This is a genomic window from Streptomyces phaeoluteigriseus (assembly GCF_001896135.2).
GTDB lineage: Bacteria > Actinomycetota > Actinomycetes > Streptomycetales > Streptomycetaceae > Streptomyces > Streptomyces phaeoluteigriseus.
This window is the reverse complement of the sequence record NZ_MPOH02000014.1, coordinates 54,766-71,731: the sequence shown is the minus strand read 5'-3', so window position 1 is coordinate 71,731 and position 16,966 is coordinate 54,766. Positions and strand designations below refer to the sequence as shown.

Annotated in this window: 9 protein-coding genes and 1 pseudogene; 1 reads left to right on the top strand and 9 read right to left on the bottom strand. The window is 69.4% G+C overall.

Annotated elements, in window-relative coordinates; all coding sequences use genetic code 11:
• Positions 1 to 6: 6 nt before the first annotated feature.
• Positions 7 to 1,590 (bottom strand): hypothetical protein, encoded by a 1,584-nt coding sequence (locus BM536_RS41775; protein WP_211362906.1) that lies wholly within the window; start codon positions 1,588 to 1,590, stop codon positions 7 to 9.
• A 286-nt stretch (positions 1,591 to 1,876) separates the two neighbouring features.
• Here BM536_RS41775 and BM536_RS17650 point away from each other — a divergent pair, with 286 nt between their 5' ends.
• Entirely contained in the window at positions 1,877 to 5,152 is a 3,276-nt protein-coding gene (locus tag BM536_RS17650; protein WP_073492623.1) for a glycoside hydrolase family 2, read from the top strand.
• An 84-nt stretch (positions 5,153 to 5,236) separates the two neighbouring features.
• On the opposite strand, the pseudogene BM536_RS17645 reads toward BM536_RS17650, so the two are convergent.
• From BM536_RS17645 to BM536_RS17610, 8 genes and pseudogenes are all read right to left on the bottom strand, one after another.
• A pseudogene (locus BM536_RS17645) lies at positions 5,237 to 7,596 on the bottom strand (AbfB domain-containing protein).
• Positions 7,597 to 7,720: 124 nt separating this feature from the next.
• Complete coding sequence (locus BM536_RS17640; protein WP_073492622.1) at positions 7,721 to 8,755, bottom strand: ABC transporter permease; 1,035 nt, start codon at positions 8,753 to 8,755, stop codon at positions 7,721 to 7,723.
• On the bottom strand, positions 8,752 to 9,714 hold the full coding sequence (locus BM536_RS17635; protein ID WP_073492621.1) for an ABC transporter permease: 963 nt from the start codon (positions 9,712 to 9,714) through the stop codon (positions 8,752 to 8,754). Before BM536_RS17635 ends, BM536_RS17640 begins: the two co-directional genes overlap by 4 nt.
• Entirely contained in the window at positions 9,707 to 11,266 is a 1,560-nt protein-coding gene (locus BM536_RS17630; protein ID WP_094103174.1) for a sugar ABC transporter ATP-binding protein, read from the bottom strand. Before BM536_RS17630 ends, BM536_RS17635 begins: the two co-directional genes overlap by 8 nt.
• Positions 11,267 to 11,344: 78 nt before the next feature.
• A complete protein-coding gene (locus tag BM536_RS17625) occupies positions 11,345 to 12,442 on the bottom strand; it encodes an ABC transporter substrate-binding protein (RefSeq protein WP_094103173.1) in 1,098 nt (365 codons plus the stop codon).
• A 701-nt stretch (positions 12,443 to 13,143) separates the two neighbouring features.
• A complete protein-coding gene (locus BM536_RS17620) occupies positions 13,144 to 14,178 on the bottom strand; it encodes a LacI family DNA-binding transcriptional regulator (RefSeq protein ID WP_073492619.1) in 1,035 nt (344 codons plus the stop codon).
• Between the two features lie 708 nt (positions 14,179 to 14,886).
• Positions 14,887 to 15,753, bottom strand: coding sequence for an AraC family transcriptional regulator (locus BM536_RS17615; protein WP_073492642.1), 867 nt, complete (start codon positions 15,751 to 15,753; stop codon positions 14,887 to 14,889).
• Between the two features lie 332 nt (positions 15,754 to 16,085).
• Positions 16,086 to 16,823 carry a VOC family protein gene (locus BM536_RS17610; RefSeq protein ID WP_073492618.1) on the bottom strand — a complete coding sequence of 246 codons (738 nt, stop codon included), beginning with the start codon at positions 16,821 to 16,823 and terminating at the stop codon, positions 16,086 to 16,088.
• Positions 16,824 to 16,966 lie beyond the last annotated feature (143 nt).

The following is a 16,966-nucleotide window of genomic DNA, read 5'->3' as shown; positions in this document are numbered from 1 at the left end:
GACCGGTCACACCCCGGCGGATCTCAACAGTTCGGCCACGGAGATCTCTGCATCGGCCCGGGCCCCCGCAGCCCCGTATCTCTCCATTTCTCTCCTCTCTTCCCTGTAGTCGCCCACGCCGGCGAAATTGAAAGGGAAGGACGAGATCGAAGAGATGAACCGGCCCTCAGGAGCCCAGACTGCGGTCACGTACCGTGGCTTGCGCGTCACATTGATGAGATTGTTGTTGTGTCGCACCTTTCCGCGATACACGAGAAACTCTCCGCATACGGCTGGCGGGCAGTGTTGGCGCTCACGTTCGTTCCACGAAAGATGGGGGGACCTGAACTCGTCCACGTCGATCCTCCCCCGGTCCTTTCTCATGTAAGAGATCTGCAATGCAACGCTCACGGTGTCATACGTGGCCCCCTTGGGAAGCTGAAACACGCGCTTCATGACGTACTCCTGCCCGACATCGAGCGAATTACCGGAGTCGTAGAACCTGCCGCTGCTTATCGTGGTGTACGTGAGTTGGTCGACGTAGAGTTCGGCCTCCCCGTCGCGCGCCCCCCGCTTTCTTACGCTGTTCCGCCACTCTGCCGTCAGATCCTCCTCCCCATAAGAATATGCGGCGCCCCTGCCGCGGACCGTGTAAATGTCGTTGATGACGTATACCGGTATCCCTCCGGTGTTTTTCATGTGCAACGTCAGCGGCACGTGCACAAACGCGACATTCCTATCCTCCCACGCCTTACCGAATTCCGCCTTGAGGGTGAAGTGCATGGGCGCGGCCGCGGGCTGGTACATAGTGGAATAGGCGAGGCTGACAGCTGTCAGGAGTGCCGTGGCGACCACCCCCACCGCAAAGCCTTTTGGTTGCGGGATCCCTTTCCATGATTTTTGGCGCACGAGAATACAAAGCGCCCATATGGACCAGGGTAGAGCGGGCAGGAAGACCAGCAGATAGCGCGTGTACTCCCGCTCCTCGAACCAGAGCAGGAGAAGGAGGGCGTCGGTGGCCAGCACGATGGTTGCCCCGAGCAGGACAATCGCTCCGGAGGCCCTGAACTGTCGTCTTCCCCAGTAGTCGAGGGCCGCGATCGCCGAAATTCCCAGCACCACGCCCGAGAGAACGAACAGCACTCCGGTGATCCGTTGCGCGAACGTCAGAGCCCCTGAGGCGTCCGGCCAGCCGATGACTGCGTTGAACACCATGGACATGAGCAGCCCGGCCGTCATGAATGCCGTGATGGAGCGCCTTCTCCAGGCTCGGTCCGGCCAGGTTCTGCTGTCACCCCCGCGCCAGCATATGGATGTCGGATCATCAAGATCCATGTCCTCGGGGTAACCGTGACGGCCGAGTATCCTGCGCAGCTCGGCCGGTGACCAGGCACTCCCGACCGTCTCGCCCTCGATGGTGACGCGGCGCAGACCACGACCGTCCGGCGGCTCCACGATGACCCATGGTCGGATACTCATGCCCACAGACTCGAACCTGAGCCGACATCGTGCACGCCGGGCTACCCCGTTTGCCCTCGAGCGGGTCGCCCCGACGAGTTCAGGACGTTGGACGACCGGCGGGCTCACAGCCACCGGGAGTCCGCCGCTCATGACCTCGTCCGCCGCATCTCCGGCTCGCCCCGCCGGAGCACCCCCGGCCCGGGGCCCGGCGTCTCTTCGGCAGGGATCTGCGCTCTGCTACGGGGACGGCTTCCGGGCGAGGGCCTCTGTCGTCCTCCGGCCGCGGCGTCCGGTGGCGGCAGGCAACAGAGTGGTGCGTGAGGTCTGGACAGCCCATGGAGGCCGTGCTGTCATACCGCTGTCACAGGATTTCCAACGTTGAAAAGGCTGCGCGGGCCCACCCCGTCCGGTTCAGCCCTACGCGAGGAAAGGTTCGATGACACGACACCGCACCCGCCCGAGAGCCAAAGTGTGGGCGCTGCTCACCGCAGTCGCCCTGGTCCTGCCCCCGATCGGGCTGATGCCCGCCGCGACGGCCGCGGAGCAGCCGAGCACCGCGTCGGCGCCCGCCGCCGAGCAGGCGGCGGTCCAGACCCACGGTCTGAAGGGCGAGTACTTCAGCATGTCGGCGCCCGGTGCCCGGGACTTCGCCGAACTCGGTGGCACACTGCTCGATCCGCAGATCAACTTCTCCGGACTGACCAGCACCTTCGAGGAGTTGACCGGCAGGACGGAACACACGACGGCTCGGTGGACGGGACAGATAGAGGCACCCGCCACCGGTGACTACACCTTCCACGCCATCGGCGACAACGGCTTCAGGCTCTACATCGACGGCGAGCCGGTCATCGACCACTGGGTGGGCGACTGGGACCGGGAGCAGACCAGCGCCGCGGTCAGGCTGGCCGCCGGTGAGAAGCACGCCTTCCGTCTGGAGATGTTCCAGGACACCGGCGGAGCCAACATGTTCCTGCGCTGGTCGACGCCGACACAGTCCAAGCAGCTCGTGCCGATGTCGGCGTTCACCCCGCCGGACGACTTCGAGGTGTACCCGGTGGAACCGACCGTCGCCCAGGACGGGCGGCGCCTGCGCCTGCGCTTCGACGGCAGGGTGGGCAACCTCCAGGCGGTCCGGGACCACCTGAAGATCGAGGCCGACACCACCGCCATGCCCGTCAAGTCGGTGGCGTCCCACCCCGGTGACGTCAACTCCCTGCTCGTCACCCTCTCCGCGCCGATCCAGAAGAACCAGCTGGTCAGGGTCTCGTACGACGGCGAGGGCGGCCTGACGGCCGGCGGCGCGACCGTGCCGAAGCTCATCCGCCATGCGGAGAACGCCTCCACCCACCGCCTGACCACCGAGTGGGGCGACGAACTCGACACGAAGCGTCCGTTGCCGGAGTACCCGCGCCCGCAGCAGGTGCGAAGCAACTGGAAGAACCTCAACGGCCCGTGGCAGTTCAGCGCCGCCGAGCCGGGCGACGAACCGGTCTTCGGCAAGGACCTCGACGAGAAGATCGTCGTGCCGTTCCCGGTCGAGTCGCAGCTGTCCGGGCTGGAACGGCACGAGGACCACATGATCTACCGCAGGCTCGTCGACGTGCCCAGGAGCTGGAAGGTGGGCGGGAGCGGCCAGGCCAACCGCCTCCAGCTCCACTTCGGCGCCGTGGACTACCAGGCGCGGGTGTACGTCAACGGCACCGAGGTCGCCGAACACACCGGCGGTTACAACGCCTTCAGCGCCGACATCACCGACGCGCTCGAGGGCAGCGGTCCGCAGGAGATCGTGGTCACGGTCACCGACACCGGCGGCGCGGACCAGCCCATGGGCAAGCAGTCCACGAACCCGGGCGGCATCTTCTACACGCAGACCTCCGGCATCTGGCAGACCGTGTGGATGGAGCCCGTCGCCGCCGCCTCGATCGACGACGTCGTCACCACGCCCGACGTCGACACCGGCACCCTCGCGGTGACGGTCGACTCGGACGACGCCTCCCCCGCCGCCCGAGTCGAGGCCGTCGCCCGCGACGCCCGCGGCAAGGTGGTGGGGAAGGTCACCGGCGCGGCCAACACGCGACTGAGCCTGCCCGTGGCCGAGCAGCACCTGTGGAGCCCCGAGGACCCCTACCTGTACGACCTGGACGTCAAGCTCACCGACGGCCGGTCCACCGACAGGATCACCAGTTACTTCGGGATGCGGAAGGTCGGCATCGAGAAGGTCGGCGGCCACAACAAGCTCGTCCTCAACGGCAAGCCGGTCTTCTCCCTCGCCACGCTCGACCAGGGTTTCTGGCCCGACGGCCTGTACACCGCGCCCAGTGACGAGGCCCTCGCCTTCGACCTGAAGGCGCACAAGAAGCTCGGGTTCAACGCCGTCCGCAAGCACATCAAGGTCGAACCGGCGCGCTGGTTCTACCACGCCGACAGGCTCGGCCTCCTGGTCTGGCAGGACTTCGTCTCCGGGAACATCACCAACGAGACGGGCCAGAAGGCGTTCGTCGACCAGGGCAGGGAGATGATGCGCCAGCACCACGACTCGCCCTCCGTCATCGGCTGGATCGTCTTCAACGAGGGCTGGGGTGAGTGGAACCGGGAGGAGACCGGCCGTATCGCGGAGTCCGTCGAGGCCGCCGACCCGTCCCGCGTCGTCAACGCCCACAGCGGAGTCAACTGCTGCAATTCCAAGGGGGATTCCGGCAAGGGCGACATCATCGACCACCACGACTACAACAACACCGACCCGCCCTTCCCCGACGACGAGCGGGCCGCCATGGACGGTGAGCACGGCGGCTTCACCCTGCGCACCCCGGGCCACATGTGGCCGGGCGCCCCGACGGTGATCTACAGCGGGGTCACCACCAAGGAGGAGCTGACCCGCAAGTACGTCGAGAACACCGAGCGGTTCTACCTCGCCCAGGCCGGCGCCGAACTGTCCGGTTCGGTGTACACGCAGATCACCGACCTGGAGAACGAACTCAACGGCCTCTACACGTACGACCGTCGCGAGATCAAGGTCGACGCCGCCCGGGTGCGGGAGATCAACCGCAAGGTCATCGCCGCCGGCGCCGCCGCCGGCTCGCACGAGCCGCTGACGGGCGGCGGGCACTGGGCCCTGGACGAGGGCACCGGCACCACCGCCGAGGACCAGGGTCCCAACGACCAGCCCCTCACGCTTCGCGAGGGCGCTTCCTGGACGCCCGGCGTCAGCGGCAGCGCGCTGACTTTCGACGGCCAGAAGCAGTACGCCGAGACCGCGGGGCCGGTGCTCGACACCACCGGCAGCTACTCGGTGTCCGCCTGGGTCCGCCTCGACCGGGTTCCCGGCAACTACGCCACCGCCGTCAGCCAGGACTCCCGCGCCACGGCCAACCCGTTCTACCTCCAGTACGGCCACGGCACCTTCGCCTTCAGCACTCCCGGAGAGCGCCGCGCCCAGGTGGCGACTCCCGCTGAAACGGGCCGCTGGTACCACCTCGTCGGTGTCCGCGACGTGACGGCCAACCAGATCCAGCTGTACGTGGACGGGAAGCTCGCGGCGACGGCCACGGGAGGCGCCGCCTATCCGAGCAGCGGTCCGCTGACCGTGGGCCGCGCCCACTGGGACGGTGCGGACGTCGACTTCTGGAACGGCGCGGTCGACGAGGTCCACGCCTTCGACCGGGCCCTCACCGCGCAGGAGGTGAACGGCCTCCACACCGCGGAGAAGCCGTAGCCGGCAGTGCGTACGCGAGCGGTCCCGGTGGCGGGGGTCCTCCTCCCGCCACCGGGACCGCCGCTCGATGCGGCTACCCCGGCCTCACGGCGCCCAGGGCGCCTCCACGGACCAGGTCGTGTCCTCGGTGAACAGCGCGGGGGTGTCGTAGGCGCGCGTACCGCCCGGGACGGCCAGCCACAACTCCGAGTTGTAGTGGCGCAGGTACTGCTCGGGGAAGTTGTACGCCGACAGCCGTACGCCGCCGTTCGCGCCGCGGACGGGGCAGAACGTGGCATCGGCCCGGAACAGGTCGCCGGTGCCGGACTCCTTGTAAACCCGGGATTGGCGGTGTCGCAGGTACTCGCCCGGGTAGTTGCGCGACTCGAAGCTGTAGCAGGTGCCGGCGGCCAGCCCCGGGACGATCTTCCAGGTGGCGTCACTCTTCAGCAGGGCGTCGCTGCCGCCGCCCACGGCCTCCGTGAAGACCGCGCCGTCCCTGTGGCGCGCGTACCGGTCGGTGTGACCGGGGGTGGTCACACGCAGTGACGCGTACTGGCCGGTGGGCAGCGTGACCGGGGCGGTCGAGCCCAGAGAGGCGTCGATGAGCGCCCGGTTGGCCGCCCGCACCCTGGCCTCGTCGACCTTGACGACCTGACGGTCGTAGGTGAGCAGGCCGTTGGCCTCGTTCTCGACGTCGGTGATCTCCGTGTAGACCGACGCGGACAGGCCGCGGGGCATGCGCACCTCGCGCAGGGCGTCCAGCAGGCCCACGAAACGGTTGTCGAGGTGGGTGAGGCTGGGCTGGTCCTCGTAGCTGAAGCCGCCGCCCGGATACCACTCGTGGCCGGCGACCCTGTACCCGAGCCCGCCGAACTCGCCGAAGACGGCGGCTCGGGTGGCGCTGGGCACGGTGGTGCCGGGGCCGACGTAGACGTGGTGGTCGACGACGTCGCCGTTGCCGCCGTCCACGGAACCGCAGCAGTTGACGCCGCTCATGTTGTCGACCAGACGGGAGGGGTCGTACGCCTTGACCTCGGTGGCGATGCGGGCCTGGTCGTACTGGCCCCAGCCCTCGTTCTGGTTGACCCACATCACCACCGACGGGGAGCTGCGGTGCTGGTCGATGATGCGGTCGTACTCCGCCTCCCACTGCACGCGGGCGGCGGCGTCGGGGGTGTGCTCCATGGAGGGCATGTCCTGCCAGACCAGCAGGCCGAGGCGGTCGGCGTGGTGGAACCAGCGCTGGGGCTCGACCTTGATGTGCTTGCGGACCATGTTGAAGCCCAGGTCCTTGTGCTTCTGCAGGTCGTACCGCAGGGCGGCGTCGGTGGGCGCGGTGTAGATGCCGTCCGGCCAGTATCCCTGGTCGAGGGTGCCGGTCTGGAAGACGAACCTGCCGTTGAGGACCGGACGCAGCAGGCCGCCCACGCTCGCCAGGCCGATCGTGCGCATACCGGTGTAGCTGCCGACGGAGTCCACGGTCGTGGTCCCGGACAGCAGGTCGGCCTTCACGTCGTAGAGGAAGGGGTCGTCCGGGGTCCACAGGCGGGGGTCGGGGACCGGCACGGTGAACTCGCTGCCCACGGCGCCGGTGGCCGTGCCCACCGTGCTCCCGCCGGTGGAGACCGTGACGCGGGTCTGGTGACCGCCGTCCCGGAGCCGCGGACGGTCACCTTGAGTCGGTTGTTCGCCAGGTCCGGGACCATGTCGAGGCGGGTGATGTGGGCGGGGGCGGTCGGTTCGAGCCACACCGTCTGCCAGATGCCGGACGCGGCCGTGTAGAAGATTCCGCCGCCGGGGTGCGGGGCGACGTCACGGATCCGTTGTTTGCCGACGGCCTGGCTACCGGTCTCGGTGGGGTCCCAGACGGAGACGACCAGGGTGTTGGTGCCGCCGTTCAGCAGGTCGGTGATGTCGTGGGAGAAGGCGTCGTAGCCGCCGCTGTGCGTGGCGCCGGCCTGGCGGCCGTTGACCCACACGGTGGTACGCCAGTCGCTGGCGCCGAAGTTGAGCTGGAGGCGGCGGCCGTTCCAGTTCGCCGGGACGGTGAAGGTGCGCTTGTACCAGAGCTTGTCGTTCTGCGTGATCTTCCGCTGGATGCCGGAGAGCGCGGATTCCGCGACGAACGGGACCCGGATCTGCTCGGTGAACGACGCGGGTTGGCCGGCGTCGGCCGAGGTGACCGCGAAGTCCCAGATGCCGTTGAGGTTGGCCCAGTCGGGGCGGGTCAGTTGCGGGCGGGGGTATTCCGGCAGGGGTGTGCCGGTGGGGACCTGGTTGGTCCACGGGGTGGTCATGGGTGAGGGCTTGGGCGTCCATGCCTGTGGGGCGGCGGCCGCCGTGCCGGTGGCCGTCAGGGCCGTGGCGCCGGCCATGGTGAACGCGGCGAGCGCGGTGGTGGCCCACCGCGCTCGCCGTCTCAACCAGGCCACCGGCCCCGGGTGTGCGGGTACTCGACGCATCGTGGCTCCTTGACTCGTGGGGTGGGAGACGTGCGCGTGCGGCAGGCGGCCGGGGTAGGTCCGGCCGCCCGGAACCGGACGGGGCGGCGGCGCCGAGCGCGACTCCGCCGCCCTCCGGGGCTTGTCACATCAGTTGCCGTCTGCGGCCCAGCCATGTCTGGGCGACGACGACCACCGCCAGGAAGGCGCCGCTGACGACCTGTTGGTAGGAGGAGTCGAGCGAGCCGATCTGGTTGATGACGTTCTGGATCACCTTCAGCAGCAGGACGCCGACGAGCGAGCCGCTGACGTAGCCGAGACCGCCGGTCAGCAGGGTGCCGCCGATCACGACGGCGGCGATGGCCTCCAGTTCCATGCCGTTGCCCAGGATGGTCACGCCGGACGCCAGCCAGGCGGCGTTGAGCGCGCCGGCCAGTCCGGCCAGCAGACCGGACAGGGCGTACACGAGGATCTTGGTGCGGGCCACCGGTGCGCCCATCAGGGCGGCAGCGTCCTCGTTGCCTCCGACCGCGTACACGTGCTGTCCGAAGCGGGTGCGGCGCAGGACGACGGCGCCCGTGACGAACAGCGCGAGCGTGATCCACACGGGGTTGCCCAGCCCGAGGGTGGTGCCCTGGCCCAGTTCGGCGAGGAGCGAGCCCCTGCCGATCAGGAAGGTGTCGGCGCCCTCGTCGGTCAGCGCCAGCATCAGTCCGCGCGCGCCCAGCATGGCGGCGAGCGTGACGATGAAGGGAGCGAGCCGGGAGCGGGCCACCAGCAGGCCGTTGACGACGCCGATCAGTCCGCACACCGCGAGGGGCAGCAGGAGGCCCACCAGGGTGCCGTGGCGTGATCCCCAGGCCGCCAGGACGCCGCCGAGGGCGAACAGGGAGCCGACGGACAGGTCGATCCCCCCGGTGATGATGACGAAGGTCATGCCCAGGGCGACGATCGCCAGGAAGGCCGAACTGGTCGCCATGTTGCTGACGTTGTCGCCGGTGGCGAAGGAGTCGAAGGAGAACGACGCCATCAGGGAGACGATCACCAGCACCGCGAGCGCGCCGTGCTGCTGGACGAGCGCGCTCAGCCGCTCGGAGCGGGCGGAGCCCACCGGCCCGGCGCCCCGTGACTGCTCGATGCTCGCCGTGGTCATGGGCGGGTCCGTCCTGGTGGCGGTCATCGCTTCCCCCGTCCCCGAGCCGCGTACACCGCGGCGACGATCACCACGGCCTGCGCGATCTGTGTCCAGGACGGCGGCAGATCGTGCTTGATGAGCGTGGCGGTCAGGAGCTGGATGAGGACGGCTCCGGCCACGGTTCCCGCGATGTTGACGCGGCCGCCGGTCAGCGGGGTGCCGCCGACCACCACCGCGGTGATCGCGGACAGTTCCATCAGGTTGCCCAGCGACGTCGGGTCGCTGGCCTGGAGTCGCGCGGTGGCCAGCACGCCCGCGGTCGCCGCGAGCAGCGCGCTCACGACGTACACGACGATCAGCACGCGGCGCACCGGCAGGCCGGCGAGCTGCGCCGCGGGACGGCTGTCGCCGACGGCCAGGAGCTGGCGTCCGAAGGTGGTGCGGCGCACCACGAACGCCACCAGCAGGGCCAGCACGGCGGCGAACAGGATCAGGTACGGGACGCCCAGGACGTCGCCGGAACCCAGGGAGGCGAGCGAGGGGTTGCGCAGGTCCTCCAGTTGCGGGAGCAGCACGAGGGCGAGTCCCCGGCCGCCGACCATCAGGGCCAGGGTGGCGACGATGGGCTGCACGCCGACGAGTGCCACCAGCGCTCCGTTGGCCAGCCCGACCACGGCCGCGAACAGCGCGACCACGAGCAGAGCGGGCAGGAGGCCGTAGCCGAGGTAGAGGGCGGTGACGGAGGCTGACAGCGCCATCACGGCACCGACCGACAGGTCGACGCCCTCGGTGCCGATGACCAGAGCCATGCCGAGGGCCACGATGATGACGGGGGCGACCTGGACGGCCTGGGTGCGGAAGTTCTCCGCGGACAGGAAGTACGGGGTGACGACGACGTTGACGATCAGGAGCACCGCCACGCCGGCGTAGACGCCGTACGTCTGCAGCCACTGCAGGACGCGGGCCTTGTCCAACGGGGCGGTGCGCAGCGTGACGTCAGCCATCGGCGGCCACCTCCTCGACAGCGTCCCGCACGGGGTCGTTCCCGGCGATGGTCCGCATGAGCTTCTCCTCGGTGACGTCGTCACCGGTCAGCTCACCGACGACACGACCGTCCTTCAGTACGACCACGCGGTCGGACCCTTCGATCAGTTCCTCCAGGTCGGAGGAGATGAGCAGGACGCCCAGGCCGTCGGCGGCCAGTTCGTCGACGAGCTTCTGCACCTCGGCCTTGGCGCCGATGTCGATGCCCCGGGTCGGCTCGTCGAGCAGGAGCACTCTGGGGTTCATCGCGAGCCACCGCGCGAGCAGTACCTTCTGCTGGTTTCCGCCGGACAGTTCCCCCACCTTCTGGTGCGGCGAGGACGCCTTGATGCGCAGCCGCTCGACGAAGGTGTTCACGATGCCGTCCACGCGGGCTTCGGCGACCAGTCCGAAGCGGGACAGACGCGGCAGCACGGCCAGCGCGATGTTGTCCCGCACCGAGAGTCCCGGAACGATGCCCTCGCTCTTGCGGTCCTCCGGCAGCAGGCTGATGCCCGCCCGGATGGCCGCCGGCGTCGAACCACCACGCAACGGCACCCCGGCCACCGTGACGCTGCCCGAACGCAGCGGCAGGGCACCGGCGATGGCCTTGGCCGTCTCGGTGCGCCCGGAACCGAGCAGCCCTCCCAGGCCGACGACCTCCCCGGGGCGGATGCTCAGGGAGACACCGTGCAGCTTGTGAGGGACCGCCAGTTGCGTGGCCTCCAGCACCGGTTCGGCCTCGGCCGGGCCGTGATCCCCGGTGAACCTGGTCAGCCCCTCCTTGCGGACCTCTCCGAGATCGCGGCCGAGCATCGTCGACACCAGGGAGAGCCGGTCGAGGTCGGCCAGTCCGCCGTGGTGGACGCGTCGGCCGTCGCGCAGCACGGTGACCGTGCCGCACACGGCATACAGCTCGTCCAGGCGGTGGCTGACGTAGACGACGGCGATACCGGCGTCGCGCAGGCGCCGGATCACCGAGAACAGGGTCTCGACCTCGCGCGGTTCGAGGGAGGAGGTCGGTTCGTCCATGATGACGATCCGCGCGTCGGTGGCGACGGCGCGTGCCAGGGCAACCATCTGCTGGGCGCCGACCCCCAGGGTGCGCAGCGGTTGGCGGACGTCCACGTGCACCCCGTAGGTGCTCAGCGTCCGTTCGGCCTCCCGGCTCATCCGGGCGACGTCCAGCATGCCGAGCCGGTTGCGCGGCTCGCGGCCCAGGAAGAGGTTGCGGGCGACGCTGAGCAGCGGGATGAGGTTGACCTCCTGGTAGATGGTGGAGATGCCCGCCTTCTGCGCCTCCAAGGGGGTGGCGAAGGAGACCGGGCGGCCGTGGAGGGCGATCTCGCCGGCGTCGGGCCGGTACACGCCGGTGAGGAGCTTGATGAGGGTCGATTTGCCGGCGCCGTTCTCGCCGATCAGGGCGTGGACCTCACCGGCGTGCAGGGTGAGGTCCAGGTCGTCGAGGGCCCGGACTCCGGGGAAGGTCTTGCTCAGTCCGCGGACGGCGAGGACTTCGGCGGGGGGTGCCACCTGTGCCTCCAGATGCGGGGAAGGGGTTGCGGGGGGGGGGCGGAAGGGGGGCCCGGCTCAACGGGCCCCCGGGGCACGTCAGTACGCCTTGCCGATGTCGCTCTGCGCGTTGGCCTCGTCGTAGGCACCGTCCTCGATAACGATGTCCTGGGCGACTTCCTCACCCTGGGTGAAGGTCTCCAGCGTCTGGAAGGCCAGCGGTCCGAAGCGAGGGTTGGACTCGATGACGCCGCTGATCCAGCCGTCCACGATGCCCTGGACGGCGTTGCGGGTGCCGTCCACCGTGACGATCTCGACGTCGCCCGGCTTCTTGCCCGCACCCTTCAGCGCCGCCACCGCGCCCAGGCCCATCTCGTCGTTCTCGGCGTAGATGCCCTTGATGCCGGGCTTGGACTGGATGAGCTGTTCGGTGACCTGCTGGCCCTTCTCGCGGGCGAAGTCACCGGTCTGCTCGAACACCACCTTCAGGTCCGGCGCCTTCTCCGCGATCCGGTCCTTGAAGCCCTTGGTGCGCTCGGTGGTGACGTTGTTGCCCGCGGCTCCGAGCAGGATCGCGACCTCGCCCTTGCCGCCGGTCGCCTCGATCATCTGGTCGGCGGCGCGCCGGCCCTGTTCGACGAAGTCGGAGCCGATGAAGGAGACGTAGTCCTTGCAGGCCGTGGCGTTGATCTTGCGGTCGATCGTGACGATGGGGACCTTCTTGGCGGCGGCGGCCTTGAGGACCGGGTCCCAGCCGTCGGAGTTCAGCGGGGCGATGACGAGCAGGTCGGCCCCCTTGGCCAGCAGGTCCTGCACGTCACTGATCTGCTTGGAGAACTGCGACTGGGCGTTGGCCGTCAGCAGTTTGACGCCGCGCCTCCTGGCCTCGTCCCTGATGGACTGCGTCTCGGCGATACGGAACTGGTTGGCCTCCTTCTCCGACTGGGAGAAGCCGACGGTGGCGTTCTTCAGGTCCAGCTTCTCAGCGCCGTACGCGTCGATGGTGCAGGTCTTGCCGCCCGGCTCGGGCGAGGCGACCTTCTGTTCGGCGTCGGCGGCGGCCCCCGAGGACGTGGTGGCGCTCGACGCGTCGTCCTCCGACTTCGCACAGGAGGTGGCGGTCAATGCCACTGCGGCTGCCAGGGAGACGACCGTTGGACGGGCGAGGAGGCGACGACGGTGAGTGCTGCGCTGCATGGTGACCCCGATCCGGGCGACGCTGAAAGGGAGCTGGGGAGGTGGCGAACGAGCAGAGATCGAGCAGGAATCGAGCAGAAGTCGAGCAGGGTGGCGCTTCTCCCCGGGCGGGAATGGCTGTTCGACCCGCCGCACAGAGGTTTTTACATCGTTGGAAGGAAGCTGTAAACCCCCTGTGCACGCTCTGCATGCTCTGCACGCCGCGCTCGGAAACCGATACCGGCACCCACACCCGCCCGCCTTCTCACCGACGGCAACGAGATTGCTCAGGAGGGCAGTCGACATCTCCCCACGGCCGGACACGCCGCTGGAGAGGAGGGCGCCGCCCCCATGGAGACGGCGCCCCTGACATCCAACAGACGTAAATCGCGCGCCACTTCGACCCGACGACGGCCGAGGTCGCCGGGCGGCTCAGATCAAGTGCATCCGCTCGAGGCGCGGTTGCGCCGAGCGATGACGACGCTTCGAGAAGAGTGCGACCTCATGACGTGGATCGTCCCTGCCCGTGCCCGTGCCCGATCGGCCGAGGCCGATCGACTCGTCGGCCTGTTCGGCGCCGACCGCGGTACCGACCCGGCGACCCGACCGGGAGACGCACGGCGGCGCAGGTGGCGTCCCCGCCAGGAGACGCACGGCGGCGCAGGTGGCGTCCCCGCCGAGAGACGCACGGCGGCACGTTCGCATACGCACCGCCGAACAGGTCAGTCCTGCCCGTCCCTGCCAGGCGCCGCCCGGCCCAACGTGCTCTCCCGCCGCACCAGGCGGTAGTCCGCCCAGACACGGCGCGGTTCGGGTGGCTCACCCCCGCCGAGCCGAGCGAGCACCGACTCGACCGCGAGCCGGCCGATGGCCTCCTTGTCCGGCGACACCGAGGTGAGCGTCACCGCGCCGAAGCGACCCTCGACCACGTCGTCGAAACCCACGATCGCGATGTCCTCGGGCACGCGCAGCCCTTGCCGGTGAAGGACACGCATGGCGCCGATGGCCATCGGGTCGTTGTAGGCGAAGACCGCGTCGGGGCGCCGTCCGGTCTCCAGGATGCGGGCCATGGCCGCCGCCCCGTCCGCATGACCCCAGCCGTCGGTGGCGGCGACGAGCCCGTCGTCGGCCGGGAGTCCGGCGGCGGACAGTTCCTCGCGCCAGCCGCGCACGCGGAGTTGGGCGGGCTCACTGTGGCCGCGCCGGGCGCCGATGAACGCCACCTCCCGCCGTCCGAGGTCGATGAGGTGCCGGACGGCGGCGCGGGCCGCGGCCACGTTGTCGATGGCGATGTGGTCGTACGGCAGGTCGTAGTCGCGTTCGCCCAGCAGCACCAGCGGTACGTTCTCCGCCCGGTCGCGTAGGTCGTCCGCCTCCAGCTCTATGGGGCTGAGGATGAGTCCGTCGATGACCCTGGCCCGGAAGCCCTGGCTGACCAGCACCTCCTGCTCGCGGCGGCCGCCGGTGTGGTCCAGCAGCACGATGTAGTCGTGCGCGGCGGCGGCGTCGATGACGACGGCTGCCAGTTCGGCGAAGTAGGGGTTGCCGAGTTCGGGCAGAGCGAGCGCGATGATACCCGTGCGTCCCTTGCGCAGGTGCCGGGCGGCCAGGTTGGGCCGGTAGCCGAGCGCGTCGATGGACTGCTGGACGCGCTCGCGCATCGCTGGTGTGACGTGCTGGTAGTTGTTCACCACGTTGGAGACGGTCTTGATGGAGACCCCCGCGTGGGCGGCAACGTCCTTGAGGCTGACCCGCACGGCAATCCCTCCACTGCGTCCCGGCCGGTGTGGTCGGTGCGGGTACGGGGTCGTCACCGTGAGTGGTGCACCGAGTCCCATACCTGACTTTTACAACGTTATACAGGCGCCCTCGTCACACTGACAAGGCGCCGCCGGGGCTGTCGTACGGGAGAGGAGTGCCTGTTCGGCGGGTTGAACACCTGGTCGGACGCGGTGACTCCCAGCAGAGTTCTATCCGCGATCCGGCCGCCGGTCTACGGGCACGGCAGGCCGGGGCGTTGAGGGCCGTGCGGGACTGTGCAGGGCCGTGCGGAACCGCGCAGGCGCTATGCATGACCGTGCAGCGCCGTGCAGGACCGGGCAGCGCCGTGCAGCGCAGTGCAGGCCGCTGAAGCCCTGACGGCACTGCATCGCCCTGCATGGGCAGTCGCCCTGGCGGTGTGCGGAGGCCGATGTCCGTAGACCCTCCTGTCACCTTGTCAGCGTGTCGGCTTGTCAACATGTCCAAGTTGTTCGGTCCTGGCCGCTCGGTGGCGGCTGCGGCGGAAGGCCGGCGGCGTCCTCGCGGGCGGCCGGGCGGGCCTGGGAGCAGATCGATGCTCCACGAGCAGTCGGCGGCACGGCCGCCGGCCTGCTCGCTCCGGCTGCGTCAGGCAGAGGGGGCCGCCCTGGGGCGTGGGCCGCGACCGGTCCCGCGTTCCGGTCGCAGCCCCGTGTTCGCTTCCCTCAGCCCTGTTCTCGCTCCACCGGGAGCCACAACTCGGCATCGGCTTCGGTCCCGTCCGGTGACAGGCGGGTGCGCAGGATCTCGGGGCCGGGGCGGCTGCGGTACGGGTTGGAGGGGAACCACTGCGTGAACACGTCCCGCCACAGCTCCTGGATGGCCTGCGGCGCCGGCCCCGAGGTGGTGAAGACGGCCCAGGACCCGGCCGGGACAGGCAGGACGGACGCGCCCTCGGGGGCGGCTTCTGACGTGATCACGCCCTGGTAGTAGTCGAGTTCGGTGCCCTCGGCACGACTGGGGTCCAGGTCGTCGCAGACCGCGACGACGCCCTGCGGCTCCTGGTCCGACAGCTTCTCCAGATCCTCCAGCGTCTGCGGTGCGATGCCGCGGACGAAATCGATGATCGCCTGGTTCGGCCCCGAATGCACCAGCGGAACCCGGGCCTTGAGGCCGACGACGGAGAAGGCCGGCTTGTCCACTACGCGATATCGCATACTGCTGTTCCCTTCGACGGTGAGGCGGAAGGCCAACCGGGGCTGGGAGACGAGCGCGGCTCCGCTGCGCCGGGCCTCGCCCGGCCCGACCCCGTGCATGGCGCGGAACGCCCGGGCGAAGGCCTCACCGGAGCCGTAGCCGTAGCGGACCGCGATCTCCAACAGCGACTCACGCCGTGCGAGTACCTCAGCACCAGCGACAGTGAGCCTGCGGCGTCGCACGTACTCCGACAGCGGCATCCCCGCCAGCGCGGAGAACATCCGCCTCAGGTGGTATTCCGAGGTAGCCGCGATCCGCGCCAGCTCCGCCACGTCGATGGACTGGTCGAGATGACGCTCGATGTGCTCCATGCTCTCGTTGAGCCGCTCCAGCACGCCGGTCTCCTTCCTGCTGACGATCACCACGCTAGGCAGTACGCATCCTGGCGGACCCGACATCCTGTGCCCGATCAGGTCGGGTGCGGCCACCGCACACACGGCAGGTCGTGCGAGGCGGCGCGCGGACTCCACCTCCGCACCGGCCGAACCCGGCACTCGAAGGGGCAGATGACATGGGTCGAGGGCCGGGCCAAGCACTCGGTCACCCGGACGCCGCAGCCCATCTCACCTCACCGCTCACCTCACCTCACCTCACCTCACCTCACCCGGCATCATGGCGCATGAGCACCCGCGGCTCACGTGTGTCGGGGTGTCGTCGAGGCTCCGCGTCAGGACCGGGCGAGGACGCAGAACTCGTGGCCCTCGGGATCGGTCAGGCACGTCCACGGGACGTCGCCCTGGCCGAGGTCGAGGTCGGTGGCGCCGAGGGCCCTCAGCCGGGCCACCTCCGCCGCCTTGTCGTCTCCGGGCTCCGGCACCAGGTCAAGATGGACGCGGTCCGGCACGGTCCTCACGCCGGTGCGGAGGAACTCGAGGTACGGGCCGACCCCCTGGGCGGAGCGCCACACCGCACGATCGTCAGTCACCTCGTGCAGGGGCCAGTCCATCGCCTCGTCCCAGAACCGGGCCATGGCCCGCGGAGCCGCGCAGTCGACCACGATCCGGGCGATCGGCCCGGTGTCCCGGTAGATCTCCCGAGGCTCCAGCACGCAGAACTCGTTGCCCTCCGGGTCGGCGAGGACGGTCCACGGCACGTCGCCCTGGCCCACGTGGGCGGGCGTCGCACCGAGAGCCCGGAGACGCTCGACCAACTCCGCCTGATGGGCCGCGGAGGTGGTGGCGAGATCGAGGTGCACTCGGTTCTTCGTCGTCGTCTTGGATTCCGGTACGGCAATGACGTCGACGCATACGGTGACGGGGTCCAGCCAGTCGAAGCCGACGGGTTGAACGGCGGTCGCGCCAGGTCCCGAGCTGGAAACACGCCAGCCGAGCGCCTCCGCCCAGAACCGGCCGACCGCCGAGTCGTCGCGAGCCTTTATGTTCACCTGGACGGGTCGCAGTGTCATGCCGGCGATCCTAGGTACTCGCTCTCTACACCGGCTCTCTACACCGGCTCCCTGCACTTGCTCTGCAGCGGCATCCGCACCGTCGCCGGACACTGAGCAACTCGCTCGCCAGCCGCTATGCCCAGCCCGCCGACTACAGCGCT

What these genes read in the sequence shown, in the direction of transcription:
- BM536_RS41775 (WP_211362906.1), bottom strand. Translation starts at nt 1,590, where the DNA reads ATGAGCGGCGGACTCCCGGTGGCTGTGAGCCCGCCGGTCGTCCAACGT.
- BM536_RS17650 (WP_073492623.1), top strand. Translation starts at nt 1,877, where the DNA reads ATGACACGACACCGCACCCGCCCGAGAGCCAAAGTGTGGGCGCTGCTC.
- BM536_RS17640 (WP_073492622.1), bottom strand. Translation starts at nt 8,755, where the DNA reads ATGACCGCCACCAGGACGGACCCGCCCATGACCACGGCGAGCATCGAG.
- BM536_RS17635 (WP_073492621.1), bottom strand. Translation starts at nt 9,714, where the DNA reads ATGGCTGACGTCACGCTGCGCACCGCCCCGTTGGACAAGGCCCGCGTC.
- BM536_RS17625 (WP_094103173.1), bottom strand. Translation starts at nt 12,442, where the DNA reads ATGCAGCGCAGCACTCACCGTCGTCGCCTCCTCGCCCGTCCAACGGTC.
- BM536_RS17610 (WP_073492618.1), bottom strand. Translation starts at nt 16,823, where the DNA reads ATGACACTGCGACCCGTCCAGGTGAACATAAAGGCTCGCGACGACTCG.